The sequence below is a fragment of the Acidiphilium sp. AL genome (genome assembly GCF_025499445.1).
GTDB lineage: Bacteria > Pseudomonadota > Alphaproteobacteria > Acetobacterales > Acetobacteraceae > Acidiphilium > Acidiphilium iwatense.
This window is the reverse complement of the sequence record NZ_JAIMBZ010000035.1, coordinates 1-23,290: the sequence shown is the minus strand read 5'-3', so window position 1 is coordinate 23,290 and position 23,290 is coordinate 1. Positions and strand designations below refer to the sequence as shown.

The window sequence follows — 23,290 nt, the reverse complement described above, 5'->3', positions numbered from 1 at the left end:
CGATCATGTCCGCCCGGCGCCGGACTTCTCCAGCGGAACGCGCCGCCGTGCCAGACTCTCGGCCGGCCAGTGTTCTTCGCGATCGTAATATTCGGGAACCACCGCCGCCCCCGGCGGAATCACGACCCAGGGCTGCTTCGATGTGGTGAAAATATGAATATCGGGCGGCAGATGATCCGGCGCATCGAGCGTGCCGACCCGCACGAACCGCATTTTGTCTCCCGCACCGCCGTAATTGCTCCAGACCGCGACATGACAGTTCGGGCAGCGGGCGATTCTCTGGCCGATTCCGCTTGCCGACGGCGTATCGATCACGACCGGCTCGGCCGCGAGCGTCGTGACATGCTCGGACTCGATCATCGCATTGAGCGCGAAGGCCGTGCCGGTCTCGCGCTGGCACCAGCGGCAGTGACAGCAATGAACGAAAAGCGGGCGGATTTCCATGCGATAGCGGACGGTGCGGCAGTCGCAGCCGCCCTCGAGCGGGAAGATTTCCTGTGCCGGCATTCTGACCTCCCTGTTCCGGTGCCGGGGAAATATGATCCCGGAGACCCCCGCACTCAAGCCGCCACGGTGCCGCGGAGCAGCACCTTCAGCGGGCGCGACGGATCGGCGAGATCCTCGGGCGCGGGATGCGCACATGCCGCGATCAGCCGCTCGGCGATGCGGATGTCGCGCCCGATCGCGCCGGCCGGTCCGAACGCGGCGGCGGCGACGAGGCGACCGTCCGCGGCGAGATGGAACAGCATCGGCGCGGCGGTTCCGGTGGCGCGTTCGACGATACGGGCGCCGAATTGCGGCATTCCGGCGATCTGCAGGGTTTCGTCATACTGGTCGGACCAGAACCAGGGCACGGCGTCGAACGGCCGTGCGACACCCAGCAGAGTTGCCGCCACGCACGCGCCGGTATCGCCGGCAACCCGCCAGGATTCGAAACGCAGCCTCGCCGTGCCGAACAGCCTGTGCGGGAGCGCGCAGCAATCGCCGGCGGCAAAGATCGCGGAATCTGAGGTCGCGAACGCCGCATCGACCGCGATTCCGTTATCGAGCGCAAGACCGGCCGCGCCCGCGAGCGCCGTTTCGGGCACCACGCCGATCCCGGCGATGACGGCATCCGCACCGATCCATGCATCGTTATCCAGGCGAAGCCCGGCGCCGTCGATCGAGGCTATCGTCGCCGAGGTGTGGAAAGCGACGCCCGAAGCGCGGTGTCGCGCCTCGATCGCGGCGGCAAGGCGCGCAGGCACGGCGCGGCCCAGGATGCGCGGCGCAGCCTCGATCACGGTCACCGCGCAGCCGAGCCTGCGCGCGCTTGCCGCGAGCTCCAGCCCGATCAGCCCGCCGCCCACGATGGCGATCGCAGCGCCAGGCACGAGCCGGGTGCGGATCGCCCGCGCATCCGCAAGATTGCGCAAATAGTATACGCGCTCGGCCCCCGGTAGGGTGAGGCGGCGCGGGGTGGCGCCGGTCGCGATCAGCAGGCGATCGTAGGAGATTGCAGGGCCGTTCGCGAGCGTCACGCACCGCGCCGCCCGGTCGATCGCGGCGGCCGGAATGCCCGAGACAAGATCGATCGCCTCGCGCGCGATCGTCGCAGCGTCGAGCAGCACGGGCGGATCGGCGGCATCGGTCAGCACCGATTTCGACAGGGCAGGGCGCTCGTAGGGCGTTTCGCCTTCGCCGTCGATCAGCGCGAGCGCGCCGTCGAACCCCGAGGCGCGGAGCGCACGGGTGGCGGCAGTACCTGTCGCACCCGCGCCGATGATGACGATGCGGCGTATGGACATGATGGCTCAGCCGAGGCCAATGAGCACGCGCTCATCGGCGACCTTCACCGGATAGGTCGCCAGATCGATGCAGGCGGGCGCGCCTTTCGCCGCTCCGGTCATGATATCGAACCGCCCGTTATGCTTCGGGCATTCGATGATCCTGCCCTCGAGATAGCCGTCGGCGAGATGCACCTGCTCGTGCGTGCAAAGTCCGTCGGTCGCGCAATACGCGTCATCCGACGTGCGATAGACCGCGAAGGTTTGCCCTTCGTGATCGAAGCGGATCACGTCGTCCGGTTCCAGCGCGTCCGCAGCGCAGACATCGATCCATTGCGTCATGGTGTCATTTTCCTTGGAAATCATCGTCACGCTTCCACCGCGCGCTGGGGCAACCGGCGCTTGATATGCCAGGTGGGATCGCGGCGCTGGCGGATCAGCGCGGGGACGATTTCCCGATAGGCGGCGAGCAGGCCCGGATAGGGCGGCGGACATTCCGCGCCGATCGCCGCGTGCAGTTGCGGCAGCGCGTGATACGGCACCAGCGGAAACATGTGGTGTTCGACGTGGTAGTTCATGTTCCAGTAGATGAAGCGGAACACCGGATTCATGTGGATCGTCCGACTATTGAGCCGGTGATCCAGCACGTCTTCCGCAAGTCCCGAATGTTGGGTGACGCCGAAGATCAGTTGCAGCCAGGCGCCGTAGAAGGTCGGCAGCCCGACGAGCATCAAGGGCAGAAAACTGCGCGTCGCGAGCGCGAGCGCGATCACCGCGCCGAACAGACCGAGCCAGATGCGTGCGGTGCGGATTACCTTCGGCTGCTCCGTCGCGGGGATGAAGCTTTTTTCGTCGGCGGTCAGACAGCCGGTTGCGTGCAGCAGGATATGGGCGATCGCCTTCGGACCGGCTTTCAGCGCGAACAGATTGAGCGTGATGCCGAGAAGATCGGGCGGGCGCGGCGCGAGGATTTCCGGGTCACGCCCGACGATGATGGTATCTGTATGGTGGCGTGCATGGCTCCAGCGCCAGACCGTCGGCTCGCGCAGGATCATGAAGGAGGCGATGTTGTAGACGATGTCGTTCAGCCGGCGTGTGCGAAAAGCGGTGCCGTGGCCGCATTCGTGCCAGCGCGAATCGGACGCCGAGCCGTAAAGCACGCCGTAGACGCCGAAAAACGGAATGCTCCAGGCGCTGCCCCAAAACCATGCGGCGAGGCCGCCGGAGGCGGCGAGCGCCGCCAACCAGATCGCGGTGTCGCGCAGCGCGGGTCCGTTACGCCGCTGCATCATCGATTTCAGCGCGGCGCGCGGCACATTTGCCGAAAACCACTTCGCATTGGCGAGTCCGGTCGCTTCGGCGCGGCGGGCGTCGGCGCCGGTGAGGCCGTAGTCGCGCCGATGTGGCCGGTCCCTCGTCATCGTTGTCGTCGCTGGCGTCATCGTCGCACTGCTTTCCTGGCTTATGGAGTAGCCTCAGAATACCGGTGCGAACCCGCCTCCGTAAGCGGAGATTTGATGGAAAACCCTCACCTCGCGCCGAGTGTTCTGATCGCCGCCGCGAGATCGTCGAGCAATATCGCGCGAAAATCGCCGGACTTCTTTGGCGTGAACGGATCCGGGCCGGGTGCGGTGATCTCGATAACCACCGGCCCGGCATAGGAGATCGCATCCAATGCCGCCCGTTGCGCCGCAAAATCGATATGGCCGCGCCCCGGCGCGCGGCGATTGGAATCGGCGGCATGATAGAGCCCGAGTGAAGCGCCGGCCGCGCGGAGTGCCGCCGCCGGATCGGGTTCCTCGATATTCATGTGATACGCGTCGAGCAGCAGTTTCAGATTCGGCCGGCCGAGCCGGGCGAGCGTCGCCAACCCCTGTTCGGCGGTATTGATCTGGTGCGATTCGTAGCGGTTCAGCACCTCGAAAACCAGGGCGATCCCACAGGCGGCGGCATGGTCGGCAAGCCGGGCCACCGCGTCGTCGAGCAGATCGTCCTCCTCCGCCTGGGTCGTGACCGGGCGGATGCGCCCGACCAGCCCATGCACCGCCGCGCGCGGCGCACCGAGTTCCGTCGCCCGGTCGATCATCCGATAGAGCGTGACGATCGCCGGTTCGCGAATCGCCGGATCGGGATGGGCGATATCCGCATCCGGCGGCGTGATCGAGACGATGTCGAACCCATGATCGGCAAGGATCGATGCCGTGTCCCTGGCTTCGAGAAGTGCCGGATGCAGCTCGATCCCCCGGTAGCCGAGAGGAGCGACCGCCTTGACGATCGCTCCGGCTCCTAACCCTCCGAAAATCCAGCTACAGACGCCGAGCGTCCGCTTCGTCACCTGATGCCTTTCTTGGACAGGGCGATCACCTGAGCGGCATTCTTGGGGGTCACGAAATTTGGCCCGGTCGGGATGTCGTATTCAGACGGAATGACGCCATAGCGCGCGTAATTCGCTATCAGCACGACCGAGAGATAGCCTTGCAGGAAGGGCTGCTGATCGAGCGCGAAATCGGCCTTCTTCTGCGCGAGCGCCTGCAGGAAACCCGGCGAGAGATCGAACGAGCCGATGAAGATCTTGGTCTTGAGCCCAAGCGCCTCGACCGCCTTCACCGCCGGCTCGCCGCCAAGCGGCGCGCTGTTCGCCAGGATCGCGTTGGCGCCAGGGTGCGTCCGCAGAAACGCCTCGATCTGGGAGACCACCGTTGTCGGGTCTTCGCTGGTCGGCAGGGTGATCACCTTGTGGCCGAACCCCTTCGCGAAGCCCTGGCATCGCCGCTCCAGCGCGATCTGCCCGACCTCCTGATTGAGGCAGACGCCTAGCGTCGCGCCGAGCTTGGCGAAACGCTTGCCGGCCTCGACGCCGCCGGCGTAATTGCCCTCGCCGACATAGGCGAGCGTGCCGAGCTTCTTGCCGGGAACGCGGCCGGTATTCATCGTGATCACCGGAATTCCGTCATCCACCGCGCCCTTGATCGGGGGGCCGAGTGCCGCTGCGTCCGGGATCGTCACGATCAGCCCGGCGGGATGCTGGTTAACCGCCGCCTGGATCAAATCCTTCATCTTGACCATGTTGAACGTATTCGGGGCGCGATAGCGCAGATCGACATTCATCTGCCGCGCGGCCAGATCGGCGCCGTTCTTGATCCGGGTCCAGAACGGATCGACCGCCTCGCCATGGGTGACCATTTCGATCACGAGCTTCTTCGGCGCCGCCTGCGCGGCACCGTGCCCGAATACGACGACCGCCGCACCGGCAAGCCCCGCGAGCAGGGCTCTCAAACGCTTTGTCATAACCATTTCCTCCCCATGTGATGAACGCGTGATTGAATAACTGTTCCTCAGACCATTCCGGCCAGCTCGGCCGAAACCTCCTGCAACTCCTTGCCGCCGGCCATCAGGGTCTGCAGCTCGTCGATGCCGATCTCCCGTTTCGCGGCGTCCGCGATCGTCCGCCCGCGATTGAGCACGGTGAACCGATCGCCCACCGCATAGGCGTGGCGCACATTATGGGTGATGAAGATCACCCCAAGCCCTTTGGCGCGCACCTGATTGATGTATTTCAGCACCATCGAGGTCTGCGCGACACCGAGGGCCGAGGTCGGTTCGTCGAGAATCAAAACTTTGGCGCCAAAATAAACCGCCCGCGCGATCGCCACGCATTGCCGTTCGCCACCCGAGAGCGTGCCGACCGCCTGGGTCGGGTCGCGCACATCTATGCCGATCCGGCGCATTTCGTCGTGGACGATGTCGTCACAGCTTCGGAAATCGACCCGTTTGAATGGCCAGACGCCTTTCGCCGGCTCGCGCCCCATGAAAAAATTGCGCGTGATCGACATCAGCGGGATCATCGCGAGATCCTGATAGACCGTCGCGATTCCTGCATCGAGCGCATCACGCGGGCTGGCGAACGCGACCGATTTGCCCTCGGCCAGAAATTCGCCCTCGGTGGGTTTATGCACCCCGGACAGCGTCTTGATCAGAGTTGATTTTCCGGCGCCGTTATCGCCGAGCAGGCAGAGTACCTCGCCTGCATGGACACGAAGCGAGACGCCGGCGAGGGCGATGACATGGCCGAACTGCTTGCGCAGGTCACGGACTTCGATGAGGGGGAGGTCGCTCATGGTCAGCGTTCCCCGGTCACGCGCCGGCGCACCGCGTTATTGAACATCACCGCGATCAGCAGCATCGCGCCAAGGAAAACCTGAAACCAGTCGCTGTCGAAATTCGTGTAGGTGAGGCCGATTTCGACCGTGCCGAAGATCAATGCGCCGAAAAACGCGCCGATTGCCGAACCGTAGCCGCCGGTCAGCAGGCAGCCGCCGATCACCGCCGCGATGATCGCCTCGAACTCCATCTGCAGACCGCGCAGCGCATCGGTCGAGGCGGTATCGAGCGAGGTGATGATCGCGACTAGTGCCGCGGACAGCGCGGTACAGACGAACAGAATCGTCTTCACGCGGTTGACCGGAACGCCGGAGTTGCGCGCGGCATTGGCATCGCCGCCTGATGCGAAAATCCAGTTGCCGAAGCGGGTGCGCAGCAGAACCCAGGTAGCGAGCGCGGTGATCGTGACGAACCAGACGACCGAAATCGGCACGCCATGCACCGAAGGCTTGCCGTTCGGCAGGGTCGCGATCATGCCGTGCGCCGTCAGCCAGGAAAACAATCCGGTCAGTGTATCCCCGGAGAATAGGTGATCGGCGAAGCCGGGCTTGCCCGCCGGCGCGACGCCGGAGAGGATCGTATTGCCGCCGGTCGCGAGCTTGAGTCCGACCAGCGACAAGCCGCGCAGGATGAACAAAAAGGCCAGCGTAACGATGAAGGAGGGCAGCTTGGTGCGAATCACCAATTGCCCGTTGAGCGCGCCGAACAGCCCCGCCATGATCAGGGTTCCGAGCACGGCGAGGATCATCGGCAAATGTAGGTTGACCAATAGAACGCCGAAGATCAGCCCGGCGAAGGCGACCATCGAGCCGATCGAAAGATCGAACTCGCCGCCGATCATCAGAAGTGCGGCGGTGACGGACATGATGCCGAGTTCGGCGGCGGGCCGCAGCACCGTCATGATGCCGGCGACACTGAACATGGTGGCACTCGCGGTCGCCGCGAAAAACAAAATCACCACGATCAGGCCGCCGACCGCGCCAAGCTCGGGCCGGCGCATCGCGCGGTGCAGCCAAGAGATGTCGGTCAGACGCTCGTCATGCACCGGCTTCTTCCCCGGAGCAGTCGCCATATCAGGCGCCCTCATGTCCGGCGGTCCTCGCATCCCGGCGATTTAGCGTTTTCCATCGGCAACGTTCCCTCTCGTACGAGCATCCGTGATGGAGCTCATTCAGAATAGTAATTCTTTATTTTTGTAATTTTAGAATAATCAATCCATCTTTTCTGTCAAGTAAAATTGGCGTTCCAGTTGTGGCGGATTTGGCCGCCGCTTCGGCGATCGCGGACGCGGTCCGGCCATCGGCGAAGTCGGATGGCGGTGAGTGCCCCGCGATGATTGCGTCGATGAAGGCGTCGAGCTGGCGGGCAAAAGCGGTCTCGAACCGAGCGAAAAAATTCTGCGGCGGTTTCGCCTGTCGTACGCCTGCCGCATCCGCCTCGATCAGCGTGGTCTCGCGCGGATTGTCGAGCCGCAACACGCCTTTCGCGCCAAGCACTTCGAGGCGGAAATCGAAGCCGAATCGCGCACATCGTGCATTCGCGATCATCGCCTGCGCGCCGTCCGCCATGGTCAGCACGGTCAGCGCCGTGTCGTAATCGCCGCAGGACGCGGCACCGGGATCAACCAGGGCGCTGCCCTGGGCATGAACCGCAACCGGGGCCGCGCCGAACAGATGGCAGGCAAGATCGTAGTCATGGATCGCCATGTCGCGGAAAATACCACCGGAACGGCGGAGAAATTCCGGCGGCGGCGCTCCGGCATCGCGGTTGATAATCAGGATCTGGCTGGCCCGGCCAATCGCTTCGTCATCGAGCCGCGCCTTGAGAGAAGCGATATGCGGATCGAACCGGCGGTTGAATCCCACCATCAGGCGCGCCTTGGTTTCCGTCACCACCGCGCCGCAACGATCGATGCGGTCGAGCGACAGATCGATCGGTTTTTCGGAAAGGATCGCCTTGCCGGCGCGCGCCGCGTCTTCGATGAAACCCGCATGGGTGTCGGTGGAACTCGCGATCAGCATGGCATCGATCGCCGGGTCGGCGAGCGCCTCGGCCCAGTTCATCGTCGCGGCGCTGAAGCGGGACGCGAGCGACGCGGCGGCTTTCGCATCCGCGTCGATCACCGCGGCGAGCCGCGCGCGCGGATGGTTTGCGATCAGCGATGCATGGGAAACGCCGATGCGTCCCGCACCGATCAGGGCGAAATTCAGCATGTCCACCATCTCAATAAGCGATCTTCACGTCGTTGCCGACATTACGGAAATCGGCCACGGCGCGCGCGGCGCCCGCCGCCATGAACCGTGCGTCCGACCCGATGGTGACGAAATCGAAGCCTTTTTCAACCATGGCGCGGGCATAGGAAGCCGAGCCGGTATGGATGCCGGCCCGCTTGCCGTGATGCTTGGCACGCGCGAGGATGTGCTCGATCGGTCCGGTTACCACCGGATCAACCGGATCGAATCGCGGCTCGGCGCCGAGCGACAGCGCGAGATCTGCCGGCCCGATATAGATCGCATCCAGTTCCGGCACCGCGAGAATTGCATCCAGCGCATCGAGGGCCGCTCGGGTTTCGATCATCGCAAAGCCGGTGACGAGATCGTCGGCGCGTTTCGGGTAATCGGCGCCATGGGCAAGGTTCGCGCGGATCGGGCCGAAACTGCGTCGCCCGCGCGGCGCGTAGCGCAGGGCGCTCGTGAAAATCTCGGCGTCCTCGGCGGAATTGATCATCGGGCAGATCACGCCGAGCGCGCCGGCATCCAGAACCTTCATCACGATACCGGGGTCGAGCCACGGCACGCGCACGATCGGCACGACCTGCGTGGTCGAAATCGCTGTCAGCATCCGCACCGCATAGGCGTAGTCAACGATGCCGTGCTGCATGTCGATGGTCAGCGTGTCCCAGCCCTGGTGCGCCATCACCTCGGAGGCGAAACCATCGGGGATGGACAACCAGCCGTTCAGCGCAGCGCGTCCCTCGGACCAGATGGCATTGAGCGACATGATTTTGCTCCTCGTTGTTTCTCAGGGTGTGGCAAATGAATCGAGGGGGCGACCCGGCAAAGAGCGCGCACCATAACGCGTGTCCCAGTCCTGCTGCACCCGGTCGAGAACGCGCATTGCCGGCAGAACCGAGCGTCCGGTCACGAAAGGCGAACGGTTTTCGCGCAGCGCATCGACGAAATCACGCGCGACGCGCCAGGCATTCTCCTGCTCGGTCTCGATCGCCTGCGTGCCGCCTCCCGTGGTCATCGTGGCGGCGATTTCATCCACCCTGTAGGAATCACGTCCGGTCACCGTCATCATCTCATAAATCCGCTCGCGCGCGTGATAGGAACCCGTCGCCGCGATGGTACAACCGTCCTTGGTTTCGATGATTACCGCGATTTCCATCGGAATTCCGGTCTGGGAATCGATATCAGGCATGAATCCTTCGACGCGCCGAATCCGCCGCTCAGCCGCGTGCGGATCACCGCCACCCGCGACGAACAGGCCAAAATCGACAAGATGCGTGGTGTGATGCCAAAGGATGTTATCGGTCCAGGTGCGACGAATCCCGGTCGCGCCGATATTGACCAGACGATGGATAAAGAACCGTCCATGGACGTGAAGCACACGCTCCTCGCACGCCGCGACGCGGGCAATCAGCGGTACGCGGCAGGCACGGAACCGCATTGGATGACAGACGGCGAGCGTCACACCCGCATCCTCCGCGGCAAGGACAAGATTTTCGCAAGATTCCAGCGTCATCGCGAGCGGAATTTCGACGAGAACCGGTTTGCGTGCCTCGATCGCTGCCTTCGTCATCCGGGCATGATCCTCGCTCGGACTCGCGACGATCACCGCATCGATCGCGGGATCGGCGATCGATGCGGCAAAATCAGTGCTTGCGGACCGGTATCCGAACCGCCGGGCGAAACCCTGGACTTCTTCCTGGTCCTTGCCGGCAATCGTATGTAGCACACAGTCCGAATGATCGCGGAGCGCCTCGGAGTGCCAGGTTCCCATCATGCCGTGACCGATCATGCAGATATTGATTGTGCGATCGGTCATGCGCATATCTTTTGCCATCTCTAACGCATCGTCGGCATGGCAAACTCCGCACCAGCGCGGATTCCGGTGGGCCAGCGCGAGGTCATGGTTTTCAGCTTGGTGTAGAAATGCACGCCCTCGCGCCCATGCACGCCGTGATCGCCGAAGATCGAGCGCTTCCAGCCACCGAAAGAATGGAACGCCATCGGCACCGGGATCGGCACGTTGATCCCGACCATGCCCACCTCGATCGCATCGGCGAAGCTCCGTGCGGCATCGCCGTCGCGGGTGAAGATCGAGGTGCCGTTGCCGAATTCGTGCTCGTTGATGATGCGGACGGCGGTGTCGAAACTGGTTTCGCGCACCACCGACAGGACCGGTCCGAAAATTTCCTCGCGATGGATCTTCATGCCGGGTCGGACATGATCGAACAGTGTGGGGCCGACGAAATAGCCACCCTCATGGCCCTGAAGTTTCAGGCCGCGCCCGTCAACGACGAGTTTGGCGCCTTCGGCGATTCCGGCCTCGATATAGGATTCGACGCGCGCCTTGTGTTCCCGCGAGACCAGCGGCCCCATCTCGGCTTCAGAGTCGGTGCCCGGCCCGATCTTCAGCGCCCGCGCCCGTTTGGCGAGCTGTTCGATCAGCGGATCGGCGATATCGCCGACAGCCACGGCGACCGAGATCGCCATGCAGCGCTCGCCCGCCGAACCATAGGCCGCACCGATCAGCGCATCGACCGCCTGATCGAGATCGGCGTCGGGCATGACCACCAGATGGTTTTTTGCCCCCCCCAGCGCCTGCACGCGCTTGCCGTGCGCGGAGGCGGTGGTGAAAATGTGTTCGGCGACCGGCGTGGAACCGACGAAGCTGATCGCCGCGATACGCGGATCGGTCAGCAGCGCATCGACCACCGCGCGATCGCCATTGACCACGTTGAACACGCCCTCGGGCAGGCCCGCTTCGGCGAGCAGTTCGGCGAGTCGCAGGGCGGTGGACGGAACTTTTTCGGAAACCTTGAGGATGAAGCAATTGCCGCAGGCGATGGCGACGGGAAACATCCAGAGCGGCACCATCGCCGGAAAGTTGAACGGGGTGATGCCAGCGACCACGCCGAGCGGCGCGCGGATCGTGTAGCTGTCAACATTGGTGCCGACATTGCGCGAGTATTCGCCTTTGAGCAGATCGGGGATTCCGCAGGCGAATTCGACAACTTCCATGCCGCGCGTAACCTCGCCGCCGGCATCGGAGAGCACTTTGCCATGCTCGCTGGTGATCAGTCGCGCGAGTTCATCCTTGTGGCGCTCGATCAATTCCTTGAACTTGAACATCACCCGCGCGCGGCGCAGCGGTGGCGTCGCCGCCCAGGCCGGGAATGCCGCACGGGCCGACGCGATCGCGCTTTCGATCTCGGCCGGGGTGGCGACCGCGACTTCGGCGGCCTGGGCGCCGATCGCCGGGTCATAAACCGGCAGCCGGCGCGTGCCGGCACCATCGACGCGGCGATTATTGATGAAATGGCCAAGGGTTTTCATGACAGAATCTCTTTCGTGGGTGGTATCGGCAACGGATCGGCGATGGCGAACCCGGCTTCACGGAGCATGGCGGACAGGTTGTCATAGCCCATGCGCGCGTAGTGAAGCGGTTCAGCGCGCGCTGGGTCCTGTTCGGCCTCGACCACCATCCAGCCCGCATAGTCGGCGGCGGCGAGTGCCGCGAGCATCGCCGGGAAATCGATGAAACCGTCGCCGGGAACGGTGAACACGCCGGCGATGACTGAATCGAGAAAACTCCAGTCGCCGGCACGGGCGCGGGAAAATACCTCGCGCCGGATGTCCTTGCAATGCACATGACGGATGCGCGTGGCGTAGTCTGCCGCGAGTTGCGTGGGATCGATGCCGGCGAACGTCGCATGGCCGGAATCGAGCAGCAGACCGACGGTATCGTCGGTGCCGTCCATCAGGCGCGCGATGTTGTCGCCGGTCTCGATCGCCGTGCCCATGTGGTGGTGCACGACAAGCGCCACGCCACGCTCGGCGCAATGCGCGGCGACACGGTTCAGCCGCGCGCAAAAGCGCGGCCAGTCATCCGGCGCCATGCGTGGCCCGCGCGAAAGCGGCGCGGAACGATCGCCATGGATACAGCCGGTGGTTTCGGCATAGATCAGCACCGGCGCATCGTTTTTCGCGAGTAGATCGAGATGCGTCGCCATCGCGGCAATCTCGGCGTCGGCGTCATGTTCGCGCAGCCGCCCGCTATACCAGCCGGAGACGAAGCGCAACCCGTGGCGCGCCAGTGTTTCGCGAAGACTTGTGGGATCATTGGGAAATTTGTGGCCGCGCTCGATGCCTGCGTAGCCAGCCTGCCGTGCCTGTGCGAGGCAGTCTTCCAGCGGCGTCGCGCCGCCGAGTTCGGGCAAGTCATCGTTGCTCCAGGCGATCGGGTTGGTGCCGATGTTGATCACGCTATTCATTCCTCAAACAAGGCTCTGATGTTCGATCGCGTTCTCATAGCGGCGGCGCGCGTCCCCGACCTCGGCGCGGGACGAGACCTCCGGCACCGCGACGTCCCACCACGCACCGCCGGCCTCCGTCGTTTTCGCGGGATCGGTGTCGATCACGACCACGGCGGTCCGATCCGCCAGACGCGCGCGGCCGAGTGCGGCATCGAGTGCCGCGAGGTCGTCGGCTTTTTCCGCTACCGCACCAAGGGATTCGGCGTGCTTCACGAAATCGATCGGCACCTCCGCGACATGGTGCGCGTCGGCAAGCAGATTGTTGAACGGCGCACCGCCAGTCGCTTGCTGCAGCCGATTGATGCAGCCGAAACCGCGATTGTCGAGCACGACGATAATCAGTTTCAACCCCATCGCCACCGATGTCGCGATTTCAGAATTCAGCATGAGATACGAACCGTCGCCGACCATGACAACGACGTCGCGATCCGGCAGCGCGAGCTTGACGCCGAGAGCACCGGCGATTTCATAGCCCATGCAGGAAAATCCGTATTCCACATGATAGGAATTCGGCCCGCGCGCGCACCATAATTTATGCAATTCGCCGGGCAGGCCGCCGGCTGCGCAAACCACGGTCGCGGTCTCGCCCAGCACACGGTCGACCACGCCGATCACCTCGGCGTCTGACGGTGGTTGCGTGTTAGTGGGAGCGGTCGCGCGGGCGACGGCGTCGTGCCAGTCGCGGCGTAACGCCTCGGCACGGTCCCGCCAATCCGGCGGTGCGCGCCACAGCCCGATCGCGGCATCGAGTGCGGCAAGGCCCCGCGCCGCATCGGCCACCAACGGAACGCCGCCGTGTTTTTCCGCGTCGCGCGCGGCCACGTTGAGATGCAGGATGCGGCGCCCCTGTGCCGCGAACAAGGCGCGCGACCCCGTGGTGAAATCCTGCAGGCGCGTGCCGATCGCGAGGATCAGGTCGGCCTCGGCGGCAAGCGTGTTTGCGGCGGCGCTGCCGGTCACGCCGACCGACCCGGCATTGCACGGGTGGTCGAACTGCAACGCGCCCTTGCCTGCCTGGGTCTCGGCGACTGGAATCCCATGCCGTTCTGCGAAATCCGCCAGAGCGCCGCACGCGCCGGCATAATGAGCGCCGCCGCCCGCGATGATCAGTGGGCGCTTCGCGTTCTCTAACAGACGCACGGCGTCTTCAATTTCGCGCGCGTCAGGCTCCGGCGCGCGGATGCGCCGAACCCGTTCCTCGAAAAGCATTTCTGGATAATCGAACGCTTCCGTTTGCACATCCTGGCAGAAGGCGAGCGTCACCGGCCCGCACTCCACGGGATCGGTCAGCACGTCGAGCGCGCGGGGCAGCGCGGCGAGCAGTTGCTCGGGCCGGGTGATCCGGTCGAAATATCGCGACACCGGCCGAAAGCAGTCATTGGCGGAAACCGTGGCGTCGCCGAAATCCTCGACCTGCTGCAGCACCGGATCGGGCCGGCGGGAGGCGAACACGTCGCCCGGCAGCAGAAGCACCGGCAGCCGGTTGACATGGGCGAGGGCCGCCGCCGTCACCATGTTGAGCGCACCCGGCCCGATCGAACTGGTGCAGGCCATCATGCGGCGGCGCTTATGAGCCTTGGCGTAGGCGATGGCGGCATGGGCCATCGCCTGCTCGTTGTGGGCGCGAAAGGTGGGCAGGGTCTCACGCGCGGCAAACAACGCCTCGCCGAGGCCGGCGACATTGCCGTGACCGAAAATTGCCCAGACCCCGCCGAACAGAGGCACAACCTCGTCGCCGATCGCGATGCGCTGGGCGGCAAGATAGCGCACCAGTGCCTGGGCAGCGGTCAGTCTCAGCGTTGCCATCGCGTTTCCGTCCCCCCGATCTGGTTTTCGGTTCGGCAATATGAAACATCAAATTCGAATATTATGCAATAGTGGAAAATTTATTCCGAATCGAGATGCAACCCCTTGACCATTTCTGGAAAATTCATTCTATTTCGCTGATGGATGACGTAACCCAAGACGCCGAACCCCCGCGCGACTTCGAAGCGTTGCGCAGTAAAATCCTGGCGCGGCACGACGCCATGCCGAAGCGCCTGGCCCAGGTTGCCCGCCACGCGCTCGACCATCCGGACCGGATGGCGCTTTCAACGGTGGCCGAACTCGCCGAGGCGGCCGGCGTGCAGCCGTCAACCCTGGTGCGTTTCGCCCAGAGCCTCGGCTATTCCGGGTTTTCCGAATTGCAGAGCGTGTTCCGCGCGCAGTTGCGCGACCGCTGGCCGGATTATCGCGAGCGGCTCGCCAGGGTGAAGGACGAAAGCGGCGCCGAGCCCGCGCGCATTCTCGACCGTTTCATCGACACCGCCGCCCGTTCGGTCGCCGATCTCGGCCGCACCATCATCCCCGGCGAGTTCGATGCGGCTTCGGCGCTGCTCGCCCGTGCCGCCCATGTCTATATTCTCGGCCAGCGGCGCGCCTTTCCGGTCGCGTCCTATCTCGCCTATGCGCTCGGCAAACTCGATTTCCCCGCCATTCTGCTCGACAATATCGGCAGCATGGCCGATGTCCAGGCAGGCCGGATCGGCCCGGCCGACACGCTGATCGCGATCAGCTTCAACCCTTATACGCCATCGACCATCGATCTCGTCCGGTTCGCGGCGGGGCGTGGCGCGGCGATCATCGCGATCACCGATTCGGTGTTCAGCCCGGTCTCGGCGGAAGCGCGGGTACGGCTCGAAGTCATCGAGGCCGATCTCGGCGCGTTCCGGTCGCTTTCGGCCACCATGGCGCTGGCGATGGCGCTGGCGATCGCCAGCGCCGAGGTCAGGGACGCGGGCTGAATTCAGAAAAGGTTCTCGGAGTTTTTCAAGAAAGCGGATAGCGGGCCAAGTGTCTTGTCATATGTTTGATTTGCGGTCTGGACAGACATTTAGAGGAGACGAAGCATGGACCGATTCACCGGCGGTTGCCTGTGCGGCAATGTCCGAATTGTGGCGTCGGGACTCCCATACCGGGTCGGCTTTTGTCATTGCCTCGACTGTCGCAAGCATCATGGAGCCCTTTTTCACGCTTCTGCGGTGTTCCCTCAGGAAGCGGTGACGATCGATGGTGAAACACGTGACTACGCCGGGCGGTTTTTCTGTCCCCGCTGCGACTCGTCTGTTTTTGCACGTAGCGCAGACGAAATCGAAATGAACCTGGGATCTCTGGATGCCCCGGATCAATTGATGCCAACCCACGAAAGCTGGATCGTCCGTCGCGAGTCCTGGTTGCCGCCGTTTCCACTCACGAGACGATATGACCGTGATCGTGACGCTACGGGTCGCTTTGAGGAGTAGGTCGCACGAACGGTGCGACGGCACACTCAGGCAGCCGGACGGGCCAGCACGCCGCGCCGGAACTGATCTTCCTCGATCGACAGGAACAAAGCGCGGAAATTGCCTTCGCCGAAACCCTCGTCGCCCTTGCGCTGGATGAACTCGAAAAAGATCGGCCCGACCACGGTTGCTGAAAAAATCTGCAGCAGCACCTTGGTCATCCGCCCTTCCGCGGCCCCGGCGGCAACCGTGCCCTCGCCATCGATCAGGATGCCGTTGTGCTCAAGCCGCGCGAGATCCTCGCCGTGGCCCGGCACTCGCGCGTCCACGCGTTCATAATAGGTCGCGGGCGGTGCCGGCATGAAGGCAAGCCCGCGCATCCGCAGCGCTTCCACGCTCGCATGAATGTCGTGGCAGCCGCAGGCGATGTGCTGAATGCCTTCTCCCTTGTACTGGTGGAGATATTCCGCGATCTGGCTGGTCTCGTCGGCGGATTCGTTGATCGGAATCCGGATCTTGCCGTCCGGGCTGGTCAGCGCGCGGGAAAACAAGCCGGTATATTCGCCCTTGATGTCGAAATAGCGAATTTCCCGGAAATTGAAGATCCGCTCGTAGAAGCCGGACCACACATCCATCCGGCCGCGCCCGACATTATGGGTGAGGTGGTCGATGTAATGGAGCCCTTGCCCCTCCGGTCGCGGGTCGGCGTCATCGAGCCAAATGAATTCATCCTCGAAGGCCGATCCGCGCGCGCCGTAACGGTCCAGGAAATAGATCAGCGAGCCGCCGATCCCCTTGATCGCCGGCACGGTCATCGCGAGCGACCCGTTTGTCGCGTCGGCGGCCTCCGCGCCGTTGGCGATCGCGTGGCGCCAGGCATGGCCGGCATCGACCACGCGAAACGCCATCGATGACGCGCAGGGGCCGTGCTGCGCCGCGAAGCGCGTCGCGTGGCTGTCCGGTTCCTCGTTGATCAGGTAATTCACGTCGCCCTGACGGTAGAGGGTGATCGCCTTGGTGCGGTGCCGGGCGACGGCGGCGAACCCCATGGTCCAGAACAGCGTGTGCAGCGCCCGCGGATCGGGATGGGCGAATTCGACGAAACCGAACCCGTCGGTGCCAGCCGGATTCTGATCGGAAATCACCGAAGGCTCGGCGTCGTGCGGAAACGGCCCCATTTTTCGCTGCTCCTCCTGAAATCGAACGCGCCAGCGCACGATAGTCGCAATTCGCAGCATAATGTGTGCAAAACGCGGAGTCATAACCACTTGAATGCACGGATTACGCGGAATAAAATAAAATCATGCGCGAATCGATCAATCTCGACGGCTTCGACCTGCGCCTGCTCGCCAGCCTTCAGCAGGACGGAAGGCTGACCAATCAGCAACTCGGCGAGCGGGTCGGCCTGTCCGCCTCGCAATGCTCGCGCCGGCGTATCGCGCTGGAAGCGGCGGGCGTGATCTGCGGCTACGAGGCGCGGTTATCGGCCGAGGCGCTCGGCTTCGGGATGATCGTCCTGATCCAGGTGTCGCTGTCGAAGCATTCGAAGGACAATGCCAGCCGCTTCCGCGACCTCGTCGCGCGGGTCGATGTCATCCAGGAAGCCTATGCGATGACAGGCGACCCCGACTACGTGCTCAAGGCAGCACTTCCGGGCCTGCCCGACCTCGCCATCCTGGTGAATGACATTCTGCTCCCGCACGACAGCGTCGCCCAGGTGCGCTCATCCCTGGTGCTGGAACGCCTCAAGGAAACCCGGCATCTGCCGCTCGCCGGGTTGCGCTGAATTCTCAGTCTCCGGCGGCCCGGAGCGGGGCGGTCGCGCGAAAATGCGCTGACAGGCGGCTGATCGCCTCGTCGAGCACATCGTCGCGCTTGCAGAACGCGAAGCGCGCGTAATGGCGCGGCGCCTCGCCGGCATAGAAAGCCGAGACCGGGATCGCCGCGACGCCGGCGTGCTCGGTGATTTGGCGGCAGAATGCCGTGTCATCGCCGGCAAAGCCCAAAGGCGAAAAATCCGCGGTTACGAAATAGGAACCCGCGGTCGGCAGCACCTGAAAACCAATGGCGCTCAGACCTGCGGAAAGACAATCGCGTTTGGCCGCGAGATCGGCGGCGAGGCCCTCGAAATACGCATCGTCCTTTGCGAGGCCGACGGCGACCGCGCGCTGCAGATTGGGCGGGGTGGTGAAGGTCAGGTTCTGATGCGCGCGGGCGATGATCGCGGCGAGGTGTCGCGGGGCGGTAATGTAACCCACCTTCCAGCCGGTGAGGCTGAAGGTCTTGCCGGCACTGCCGATCCGCGCGCAACGCTCGCGCATCCGCGGCAGGCTCATCAGCGGAATGTGCTTCGCGCCGTCGAAAATCAGATGCTCATAGACCTCGTCGCACACCGCATAGGCGTCGTGGCGCGCGAGCAGCCCCGCGATGAAGCCGAGTTCGTCGGCGGAAAACACCTTGCCGGTCGGGTTCATCGGGGAATTGAGGAGCAGAAGTTTGGTTCTGGGGCCGAAGGCGGCTTCGAGATCGGCGCGCGGCAGCACCCAGTCCGGCGGGTTCAGGCGAACCAGCCGAGGCACCGCGCCGAGCAGCTTCACCACCGGCAGATAGGTGTCGTAGAGCGGTTCGATCAGCACCACCTCGTCACCGGGATCGAGCAGCGCCATCAGGCAGGCGGTGATCGCCTCGGTCGCGCCGGAGGTGACGATGATATCCGTGCCCGGATCGGCCTTGATCCCGTAAAACCGGTCATTGGCGGCAGCAACCGCCTGGCGCAGTTCAGGCACGCCGGCAAGCGGCGGGTACTGGTTGCGCCCATCGCGCAGGGCGTTCGCCGCCGCGTCGATGATGTCGGCCGGGCCGTCGGTATCAGGGAAACCCTGGCCGAGATTGATCGCGCCGTGCTGCACCGCCAGGGCCGACATGACCGTAAAGATCGTCGTACCGATGGCGTCAAGCAACTGGTTCGGCGATTTCACGTCCTTACCCTCCTGAAACTGCGCGCGTTCAGTATCGCGTGCAATCCTGGAAGAGCAAGAGGGTTTGGTCGCTCTGGTTCAATTTTAGGCATAAAATGACGTAATTTTAGGCATAAATCGTGCCGATCGGTTGGGCAACCTCGCCAAGCCGCACGCAGCCGGAATTTGGCACGGCTCATGCATCACGAGGTCGCCGGCCGCGTGTGGCTGGTGCGCGCATAGGCTCGCCGATAACCAGTAATTAGGAGGGGCCCGTCGCGGATCGGGCGTGAACCGGATGAAAAAAATCGAAGCGATCATCAAGCCGTTCAAGCTGGACGAGGTCAAGGAAGCCCTGCACGAGGTGGGGCTTCAGGGCATCACCGTGCTGGAAGCCAAGGGGTTCGGCCGGCAGAAGGGCCATACCGAGCTGTATCGCGGCGCCGAATATGTGGTGGATTTTCTGCCCAAGGTGAAGATCGAAGTGATCTGCGAGGACAGCGTCGCCGACCGGGCGATCGAGGCGATCACCAACGCCGCACGTACCGGGCGGATCGGCGATGGCAAGATTTTCGTCTCATCGATCGACGACGTGATCCGCATCCGCACCGGCGAGAAGGGCGAAGCGGCGATCTGATTTCCAACCAACAACCACGATGCCGCATCGTGCGGCATCATAATCTGACGAGCAGCGAGGACTAACATGGCGAAAAAGCCCGCCGGTAGCGGCGACGCAATCAGCAAGGCGCTGGCAATGATGAAGGAGCACGGCGCCGAATATGTCGACCTCCGGTTCACCGATCCGCGCGGCAAGTGGCAGCACACCGCCCAGCACATCTCGACGATGGACGAGGATGCGTTCCGCGACGGCATCATGTTCGACGGCTCCTCGATCGCCGGCTGGAAGGTGATCAACGAAAGCGACATGATTCTGATGCCGGACGCCGAGACCGCGGTGATGGATCCGTTCTCCGCGAAGCCGTCGATGATCCTGTTCTGCGACATTCTGGAGCCCTCGACCGGGCTTTCCTATTCGCGCGATCCGCGCTCGACCGCGAAGAAGGTCGAAGCCTATGTGAAGGCGTCGGGCGTCGGCGATACCATCCTGATCGGCGCGGAAGCCGAATTCTTCGTGTTCGATTCGGTCAAGTTCGGCACCGGCGGCAATTACGGCATCTATCAGATCGACAGCATGGAGGGCCCGCAAGCCTCGCTGAAGGATTACCCCGAAGGCAATATGGGCCATCGCCCCGTGGTCAAGGGCGGCTATTTCCCGGTGCCGCCGGTCGATTCCGAGAGCGATCTGCGCGCCGAAATGCTCGCGACCATGGGCGAAATGGGCCTGCCGATCGAGAAGCACCACCACGAGGTCGCGCAGTCGCAGCACGAATTGGGCACCAAATTCGGTCCGCTGACGAAAATGGCCGACCAGATGCAGATCTATAAATACTGCGTCCACAACGTCGCGCATTCCTACGGCAAGACCGCGACCTTCATGCCCAAGCCGATCTATGCCGATAACGGTTCGGGCATGCACACCCATCAGTCGATCTGGAAAGGCGGCAAGCCGCTCTTCGCCGGCAACGGCTATGCCGACCTGTCGGAGATGTGCCTCTATTACATCGGGGGCATCATCAAGCACGCCAAGGCGCTCAACGCCTTCACCAACCCGAGCACCAACAGCTACAAGCGCCTGATTCCCGGCTTCGAAGCGCCGGTTCTGCTCGCCTATTCGTCGCGCAACCGCTCGGCGGCGTGCCGTATCCCGTATGCGACCAGCCCGAAGGCCAAGCGCGTCGAAGTGCGTTTCCCCGACCCGACGGCAAATCCCTATCTCGCCTTCGCCGCCATGGCGATGGCGGGCCTGGACGGCATCAAGAACAAGATCCATCCGGGCGACCCGATAGACAAGAACCTCTACGATCTGCCGCCCGAGGAGCTGCACGGCATCCCGACCGTCTGCGGCAGCCTGCGCGAAGCGCTGGGCGCGCTCGCCGCCGATCACGATTTCCTGCTCGCCGGCGACGTGTTCAGCAAGGACCAGATCGAATCCTATATCGATCTGAAATGGGAAGAGGTGTTCCGCTTCGAGCACACGCCCCACCCGGTCGAATTCGAGATGTACTACTCGGCCTGATCGGATAGCGGGGATGACGAAGGCCGATCCGGGCGACCGGATCGGTCTTTCTTATTTGCGATTGCATTGCACCCGCAGCCGGTTCTCGATATAGCCAGAGAGAAATATCGCTCGAAGCGCCCCCCTAATTCGAGACAATGATCTGGAGACGAAATCATGATGAAACTCAGCGCGCGCAATCAGATCAAAGGCAAACTGCTCAGCGTGGAGAAGGGTCAGACGACCGGCCACGTGAAGCTCGACATCGGCAATGGCGTGGTCATTACCGCGTCGATCACGAACGAGGCAATCGACGATCTGGCGCTCAAGCCGGGTGAAGACGCGATCGCGGTCATCAAGGCCTCGGACGTGATGGTCGCGAAGTAATACCGGCCGCCCTGGACAATGCCCATCACCCCGTCATTGCGAGCAGGCGTCAACCTCCGCTGTCTTTCCATCGGCTGACGCCGATGGAACCTTGGACAGCTCCGCCGACGTGGCGGAGCGCCGAAAGGTTCCGGCAATCCAAGGGGTTGCTGGAAACGACGCGGAGGTAACCCACTTTTTCTGTATTTTACCCGAAAAAGCTGGATTGCTTCCGCCTCGCAAGCTCGCCGTCGCAATGACGAGTTGGCGTCAGGCGTGAGTCGTAGGCTACGGCGGTTGTATAAGATGGATGCGGCACATTTCCGCACCCTGCGAAAGCGCGTGCGGCCTCCGGCGTGAAGCCGGTCCATCGCTCCAGCCTCGTCGAAGCCGATCTCCTCGCCGCTTTGGATCTCCTTCACACCGAAGCACCGTCTCCGCCGGGTTCAGCGCCGCTGCCGGACCCGAACTTGCCCTCCAGGGCAACTATGATACCGTCGTCACCGAAAGCGTTGCGGGCGGAGTCGCATCCGTCCTCGGCGGCGGCAAATTCGGCAACGGCGCCTTGACCGGGGCCTTTACCTATCTCTTCAGGGGCGCAACGCAGGCGGGAAACAACAACGGCAGCCAAGGCGGAATTGACGGCATCCCGGTCGTCGGCCAGATCGCCCAGGGGTTGGACTGGGTCGGCAATCAGGTGAATACTGCATTCGGTGCAGCCATCAATGAAACACAGAATCTCTATGATAGCCTGATCGGAGGGAATTCAAGCCAGCCGTATGGACCTACATTCAGCCAAAGCGGGCAAACCGGTCCGGGAGCCTCACCATTCAATGGCGCCCCGGAAGAAATCGCAGATCTACGGAGCCTCACTTTCAAAGCATTATGCCTCTTTTCTATATGCCAAGCCAATGTACCAAAATTTAATCCGTATGCCGAACTACCAGAGACAGAAGAAATACAAGTGCTACCTCCCCCAGAACAAACAATTTCAATGCCAAATGACGAACGATAATTTGGATAATCAAATGCAAATTTCTGATTTACGCAGCGAGCCTGACCTGACAATGGTAAACGAAGCGTACCGAATGAGGTCTACCGATCGCATCAAATCTTTTTTAGCGCTAGAGTGTTTTGCAGCCAAGGGGTCGAAGGCAAGCCTTTTATATATTTCTGATATGTTCGCGCGTGGTATTGAGTTGGATGACATACACGAAAGAGCAAAACGTTGGAACGAACTTGCGAAAGCTGCACACTTGAGTAAAGCATCATTGTTTTTTGGAAAGGGATTTGACAGAATAGGTGACTATTCTTCAACTTTCGATGCTTTCTCTTGGGGAGCAACAGATGGATATGCTCCATCCATATACCGGCTTGCAAGCATGTATCTTTTAGGAGAATATGTAAAAAAAGATTATCGAAAGGCCCGTGAACTGCTAGAAATTGCAGCTAAGATGGGAAATGTGTGGGCTAAAAAAGATTTGGCACATGTCTTGTTATTTAACAATTTTGGAATTCTGGGGAAGCTTCAAGGAGTTTGTGTTTTTTTTAATCTTTTTTATTATCAAATAGATATTCTTATGCGGAAAACAAGAAATATACCGCTTGATGAAAAATATTTTCAGTGATCAATTAAGCGAGGTTATACAGAAAATTTGCTTGCTTGTTCAACCGCATCGGGAGTGATCACGTTATAATTGAGGGAGAGTTCATGGAGCATTTTTATCGACACTGAAAATTACGAATACAGAGCTTACCCACTTCCAAACGGGTCATTAAATATTGGAACCTATTATCCGAAACCATAATGACATCCGTTGTAAATATTACGGAGATGGAAAATGAGTAATGATATGAGGGGTTTAACTGAAATCGAAAGATTGATTTTGGAGAAATTGATCTCTGCGGTTCCTGTTTATTACGCCACTCTCAAAAATCAAATAGATTCATGCCTGGTTAAAATTTGTGACGAGTACGGCTCCCTAAGAGTCTGACTCGGAACTCATGTGTAACGAGCGAGTCGGCGGGTGAGGAGCATGACGGATGCGGCGTAGAGGAAGGCGGTAGCGGAATGGATTGTACCCTCGAAATCCTTTGCCAGACGCCGGTTCCGGTTGAGC

Annotated in this window: 24 protein-coding genes and 1 pseudogene; 8 read left to right on the top strand and 17 right to left on the bottom strand. The window is 62.3% G+C overall.

Translation table 11 applies throughout. The annotated features are described in order from the left end of the window. Positions 1–3: 3 nt before the first annotated feature. From AiwAL_RS15660 to iolD, 14 genes are all read right to left on the bottom strand, one after another. Positions 4–507, bottom strand: a complete 504-nt coding sequence (locus AiwAL_RS15660; protein WP_235705409.1) for a GFA family protein — start codon at positions 505–507, stop codon at positions 4–6. Between the two features lie 53 nt (positions 508–560). After that, on the bottom strand, positions 561–1,787 hold the full coding sequence (locus AiwAL_RS15655; RefSeq protein ID WP_235705408.1) for an NAD(P)/FAD-dependent oxidoreductase: 1,227 nt from the start codon (positions 1,785–1,787) through the stop codon (positions 561–563). Between the two features lie 6 nt (positions 1,788–1,793). Next, positions 1,794–2,108: a MocE family 2Fe-2S type ferredoxin gene (locus tag AiwAL_RS15650; RefSeq protein WP_235705407.1), complete on the bottom strand. Its 315-nt coding sequence runs from the start codon at positions 2,106–2,108 to the stop codon at positions 1,794–1,796. A 26-nt stretch (positions 2,109–2,134) separates the two neighbouring features. Continuing rightward, positions 2,135–3,208, bottom strand: coding sequence for a fatty acid desaturase family protein (locus tag AiwAL_RS15645; protein ID WP_262313035.1), 1,074 nt, complete (start codon positions 3,206–3,208; stop codon positions 2,135–2,137). An 86-nt stretch (positions 3,209–3,294) separates the two neighbouring features. Then, the gene (locus AiwAL_RS15640) at positions 3,295–4,101 is read right to left on the bottom strand and encodes a sugar phosphate isomerase/epimerase family protein (protein ID WP_235705405.1); all 807 of its coding nucleotides are present in this window, start codon (positions 4,099–4,101) and stop codon (positions 3,295–3,297) included. Then, entirely contained in the window at positions 4,098–5,054 is a 957-nt protein-coding gene (locus AiwAL_RS15635) for a sugar ABC transporter substrate-binding protein (RefSeq protein WP_262313034.1), read from the bottom strand. The genes AiwAL_RS15640 and AiwAL_RS15635 overlap by 4 nt, the downstream gene beginning before the upstream one ends. A 47-nt stretch (positions 5,055–5,101) precedes the next feature. After that, entirely contained in the window at positions 5,102–5,884 is a 783-nt protein-coding gene (locus tag AiwAL_RS15630) for an ATP-binding cassette domain-containing protein (RefSeq protein ID WP_235705403.1), read from the bottom strand. Between the two features lie 2 nt (positions 5,885–5,886). Beyond that, on the bottom strand, positions 5,887–7,014 hold the full coding sequence (locus AiwAL_RS15625; RefSeq protein ID WP_262313033.1) for an ABC transporter permease: 1,128 nt from the start codon (positions 7,012–7,014) through the stop codon (positions 5,887–5,889). A gap of 100 nt (positions 7,015–7,114) precedes the next feature. Then, on the bottom strand, positions 7,115–8,140 hold the full coding sequence (locus AiwAL_RS15620; RefSeq protein ID WP_235705401.1) for a Gfo/Idh/MocA family oxidoreductase: 1,026 nt from the start codon (positions 8,138–8,140) through the stop codon (positions 7,115–7,117). Positions 8,141–8,150: 10 nt separating this feature from the next. Beyond that, positions 8,151–8,927, bottom strand: coding sequence for an HpcH/HpaI aldolase/citrate lyase family protein (locus AiwAL_RS15615; protein WP_262313032.1), 777 nt, complete (start codon positions 8,925–8,927; stop codon positions 8,151–8,153). A 21-nt stretch (positions 8,928–8,948) separates the two neighbouring features. Further along, positions 8,949–9,977: a Gfo/Idh/MocA family protein gene (locus AiwAL_RS15610; RefSeq protein ID WP_235705399.1), complete on the bottom strand. Its 1,029-nt coding sequence runs from the start codon at positions 9,975–9,977 to the stop codon at positions 8,949–8,951. Between the two features lie 20 nt (positions 9,978–9,997). Beyond that, a complete protein-coding gene (locus tag AiwAL_RS15605; protein ID WP_262313031.1) occupies positions 9,998–11,491 on the bottom strand; it encodes a CoA-acylating methylmalonate-semialdehyde dehydrogenase in 1,494 nt (497 codons plus the stop codon). After that, the gene (iolE, locus tag AiwAL_RS15600; protein ID WP_262313030.1) at positions 11,488–12,420 is read right to left on the bottom strand and encodes a myo-inosose-2 dehydratase; all 933 of its coding nucleotides are present in this window, start codon (positions 12,418–12,420) and stop codon (positions 11,488–11,490) included. The genes AiwAL_RS15605 and iolE overlap by 4 nt, the downstream gene beginning before the upstream one ends. Positions 12,421–12,432: 12 nt before the next feature. After that, positions 12,433–14,277 (bottom strand): 3D-(3,5/4)-trihydroxycyclohexane-1,2-dione acylhydrolase (decyclizing), encoded by a 1,845-nt coding sequence (gene iolD / locus AiwAL_RS15595; RefSeq protein ID WP_262313029.1) that lies wholly within the window; start codon positions 14,275–14,277, stop codon positions 12,433–12,435. 140 nt (positions 14,278–14,417) lie between these two features. Here iolD and AiwAL_RS15590 point away from each other — a divergent pair, with 140 nt between their 5' ends. Together AiwAL_RS15590 and AiwAL_RS15585 are read left to right on the top strand one after the other, a co-directional pair. Beyond that, positions 14,418–15,254 carry a MurR/RpiR family transcriptional regulator gene (locus AiwAL_RS15590; protein WP_235705395.1) on the top strand — a complete coding sequence of 279 codons (837 nt, stop codon included), beginning with the start codon at positions 14,418–14,420 and terminating at the stop codon, positions 15,252–15,254. 105 nt (positions 15,255–15,359) lie between these two features. Beyond that, a complete protein-coding gene (locus tag AiwAL_RS15585) occupies positions 15,360–15,752 on the top strand; it encodes a GFA family protein (protein WP_262313028.1) in 393 nt (130 codons plus the stop codon). 26 nt (positions 15,753–15,778) lie between these two features. Here AiwAL_RS15585 and hppD read toward each other — a convergent pair whose 3' ends face one another. Next, positions 15,779–16,909, bottom strand: coding sequence for a 4-hydroxyphenylpyruvate dioxygenase (hppD, locus tag AiwAL_RS15580; RefSeq protein ID WP_262313027.1), 1,131 nt, complete (start codon positions 16,907–16,909; stop codon positions 15,779–15,781). A gap of 125 nt (positions 16,910–17,034) precedes the next feature. Here hppD and AiwAL_RS15575 point away from each other — a divergent pair, with 125 nt between their 5' ends. After that, entirely contained in the window at positions 17,035–17,517 is a 483-nt protein-coding gene (locus tag AiwAL_RS15575; RefSeq protein WP_262313026.1) for an Lrp/AsnC family transcriptional regulator, read from the top strand. Positions 17,518–17,521: 4 nt separating this feature from the next. On the opposite strand, the gene AiwAL_RS15570 is transcribed toward AiwAL_RS15575, so the two are convergent. After that, the gene (locus AiwAL_RS15570) at positions 17,522–18,709 is read right to left on the bottom strand and encodes an aminotransferase (protein ID WP_262313025.1); all 1,188 of its coding nucleotides are present in this window, start codon (positions 18,707–18,709) and stop codon (positions 17,522–17,524) included. A 277-nt stretch (positions 18,710–18,986) separates the two neighbouring features. Between AiwAL_RS15570 and AiwAL_RS15565 the strand changes: the two genes are divergently transcribed. From AiwAL_RS15565 to AiwAL_RS15545, 5 genes are all read left to right on the top strand, one after another. Beyond that, positions 18,987–19,325 (top strand): P-II family nitrogen regulator, encoded by a 339-nt coding sequence (locus tag AiwAL_RS15565; RefSeq protein WP_235705390.1) that lies wholly within the window; start codon positions 18,987–18,989, stop codon positions 19,323–19,325. Between the two features lie 66 nt (positions 19,326–19,391). Next, complete coding sequence (gene glnA, locus AiwAL_RS15560; RefSeq protein ID WP_235705389.1) at positions 19,392–20,825, top strand: type I glutamate--ammonia ligase; 1,434 nt, start codon at positions 19,392–19,394, stop codon at positions 20,823–20,825. 159 nt (positions 20,826–20,984) lie between these two features. Then, the gene (locus AiwAL_RS15555) at positions 20,985–21,191 is read left to right on the top strand and encodes a molybdopterin-binding protein (protein ID WP_235705418.1); all 207 of its coding nucleotides are present in this window, start codon (positions 20,985–20,987) and stop codon (positions 21,189–21,191) included. A 544-nt stretch (positions 21,192–21,735) separates the two neighbouring features. Beyond that, the gene (locus AiwAL_RS15550; RefSeq protein WP_235705388.1) at positions 21,736–22,185 is read left to right on the top strand and encodes a hypothetical protein; all 450 of its coding nucleotides are present in this window, start codon (positions 21,736–21,738) and stop codon (positions 22,183–22,185) included. A gap of 13 nt (positions 22,186–22,198) precedes the next feature. Further along, the gene (locus tag AiwAL_RS15545) at positions 22,199–22,798 is read left to right on the top strand and encodes a tetratricopeptide repeat protein (protein ID WP_262313024.1); all 600 of its coding nucleotides are present in this window, start codon (positions 22,199–22,201) and stop codon (positions 22,796–22,798) included. A 374-nt stretch (positions 22,799–23,172) separates the two neighbouring features. Here the strand turns inward: AiwAL_RS15545 and AiwAL_RS15540 are convergent. Then, positions 23,173–23,290: pseudogene (locus tag AiwAL_RS15540) on the bottom strand (IS5/IS1182 family transposase); the annotation flags it as partial.

Coding starts and splice junctions, on each gene's coding strand:
- AiwAL_RS15575 (WP_262313026.1), top strand. CDS start 17,035: ATGCGCGAATCGATCAATCTCGACGGCTTCGACCTGCGCCTGCTCGCC.
- AiwAL_RS15635 (WP_262313034.1), bottom strand. CDS start 5,054: ATGACAAAGCGTTTGAGAGCCCTGCTCGCGGGGCTTGCCGGTGCGGCG.
- AiwAL_RS15565 (WP_235705390.1), top strand. CDS start 18,987: ATGAAAAAAATCGAAGCGATCATCAAGCCGTTCAAGCTGGACGAGGTC.
- glnA (WP_235705389.1), top strand. CDS start 19,392: ATGGCGAAAAAGCCCGCCGGTAGCGGCGACGCAATCAGCAAGGCGCTG.
- AiwAL_RS15655 (WP_235705408.1), bottom strand. CDS start 1,787: ATGTCCATACGCCGCATCGTCATCATCGGCGCGGGTGCGACAGGTACT.
- AiwAL_RS15605 (WP_262313031.1), bottom strand. CDS start 11,491: ATGAAAACCCTTGGCCATTTCATCAATAATCGCCGCGTCGATGGTGCC.
- AiwAL_RS15650 (WP_235705407.1), bottom strand. CDS start 2,108: ATGACGCAATGGATCGATGTCTGCGCTGCGGACGCGCTGGAACCGGAC.
- AiwAL_RS15645 (WP_262313035.1), bottom strand. CDS start 3,208: ATGACGCCAGCGACGACAACGATGACGAGGGACCGGCCACATCGGCGC.
- AiwAL_RS15660 (WP_235705409.1), bottom strand. CDS start 507: ATGCCGGCACAGGAAATCTTCCCGCTCGAGGGCGGCTGCGACTGCCGC.
- AiwAL_RS15585 (WP_262313028.1), top strand. CDS start 15,360: ATGGACCGATTCACCGGCGGTTGCCTGTGCGGCAATGTCCGAATTGTG.
- iolD (WP_262313029.1), bottom strand. CDS start 14,277: ATGGCAACGCTGAGACTGACCGCTGCCCAGGCACTGGTGCGCTATCTT.
- AiwAL_RS15620 (WP_235705401.1), bottom strand. CDS start 8,140: ATGCTGAATTTCGCCCTGATCGGTGCGGGACGCATCGGCGTTTCCCAT.
- hppD (WP_262313027.1), bottom strand. CDS start 16,909: ATGGGGCCGTTTCCGCACGACGCCGAGCCTTCGGTGATTTCCGATCAG.
- AiwAL_RS15615 (WP_262313032.1), bottom strand. CDS start 8,927: ATGTCGCTCAATGCCATCTGGTCCGAGGGACGCGCTGCGCTGAACGGC.
- AiwAL_RS15590 (WP_235705395.1), top strand. CDS start 14,418: ATGGATGACGTAACCCAAGACGCCGAACCCCCGCGCGACTTCGAAGCG.
- AiwAL_RS15545 (WP_262313024.1), top strand. CDS start 22,199: ATGCAAATTTCTGATTTACGCAGCGAGCCTGACCTGACAATGGTAAAC.
- AiwAL_RS15555 (WP_235705418.1), top strand. CDS start 20,985: ATGAAACTCAGCGCGCGCAATCAGATCAAAGGCAAACTGCTCAGCGTG.
- AiwAL_RS15610 (WP_235705399.1), bottom strand. CDS start 9,977: ATGACCGATCGCACAATCAATATCTGCATGATCGGTCACGGCATGATG.
- AiwAL_RS15625 (WP_262313033.1), bottom strand. CDS start 7,014: ATGAGGGCGCCTGATATGGCGACTGCTCCGGGGAAGAAGCCGGTGCAT.
- AiwAL_RS15630 (WP_235705403.1), bottom strand. CDS start 5,884: ATGAGCGACCTCCCCCTCATCGAAGTCCGTGACCTGCGCAAGCAGTTC.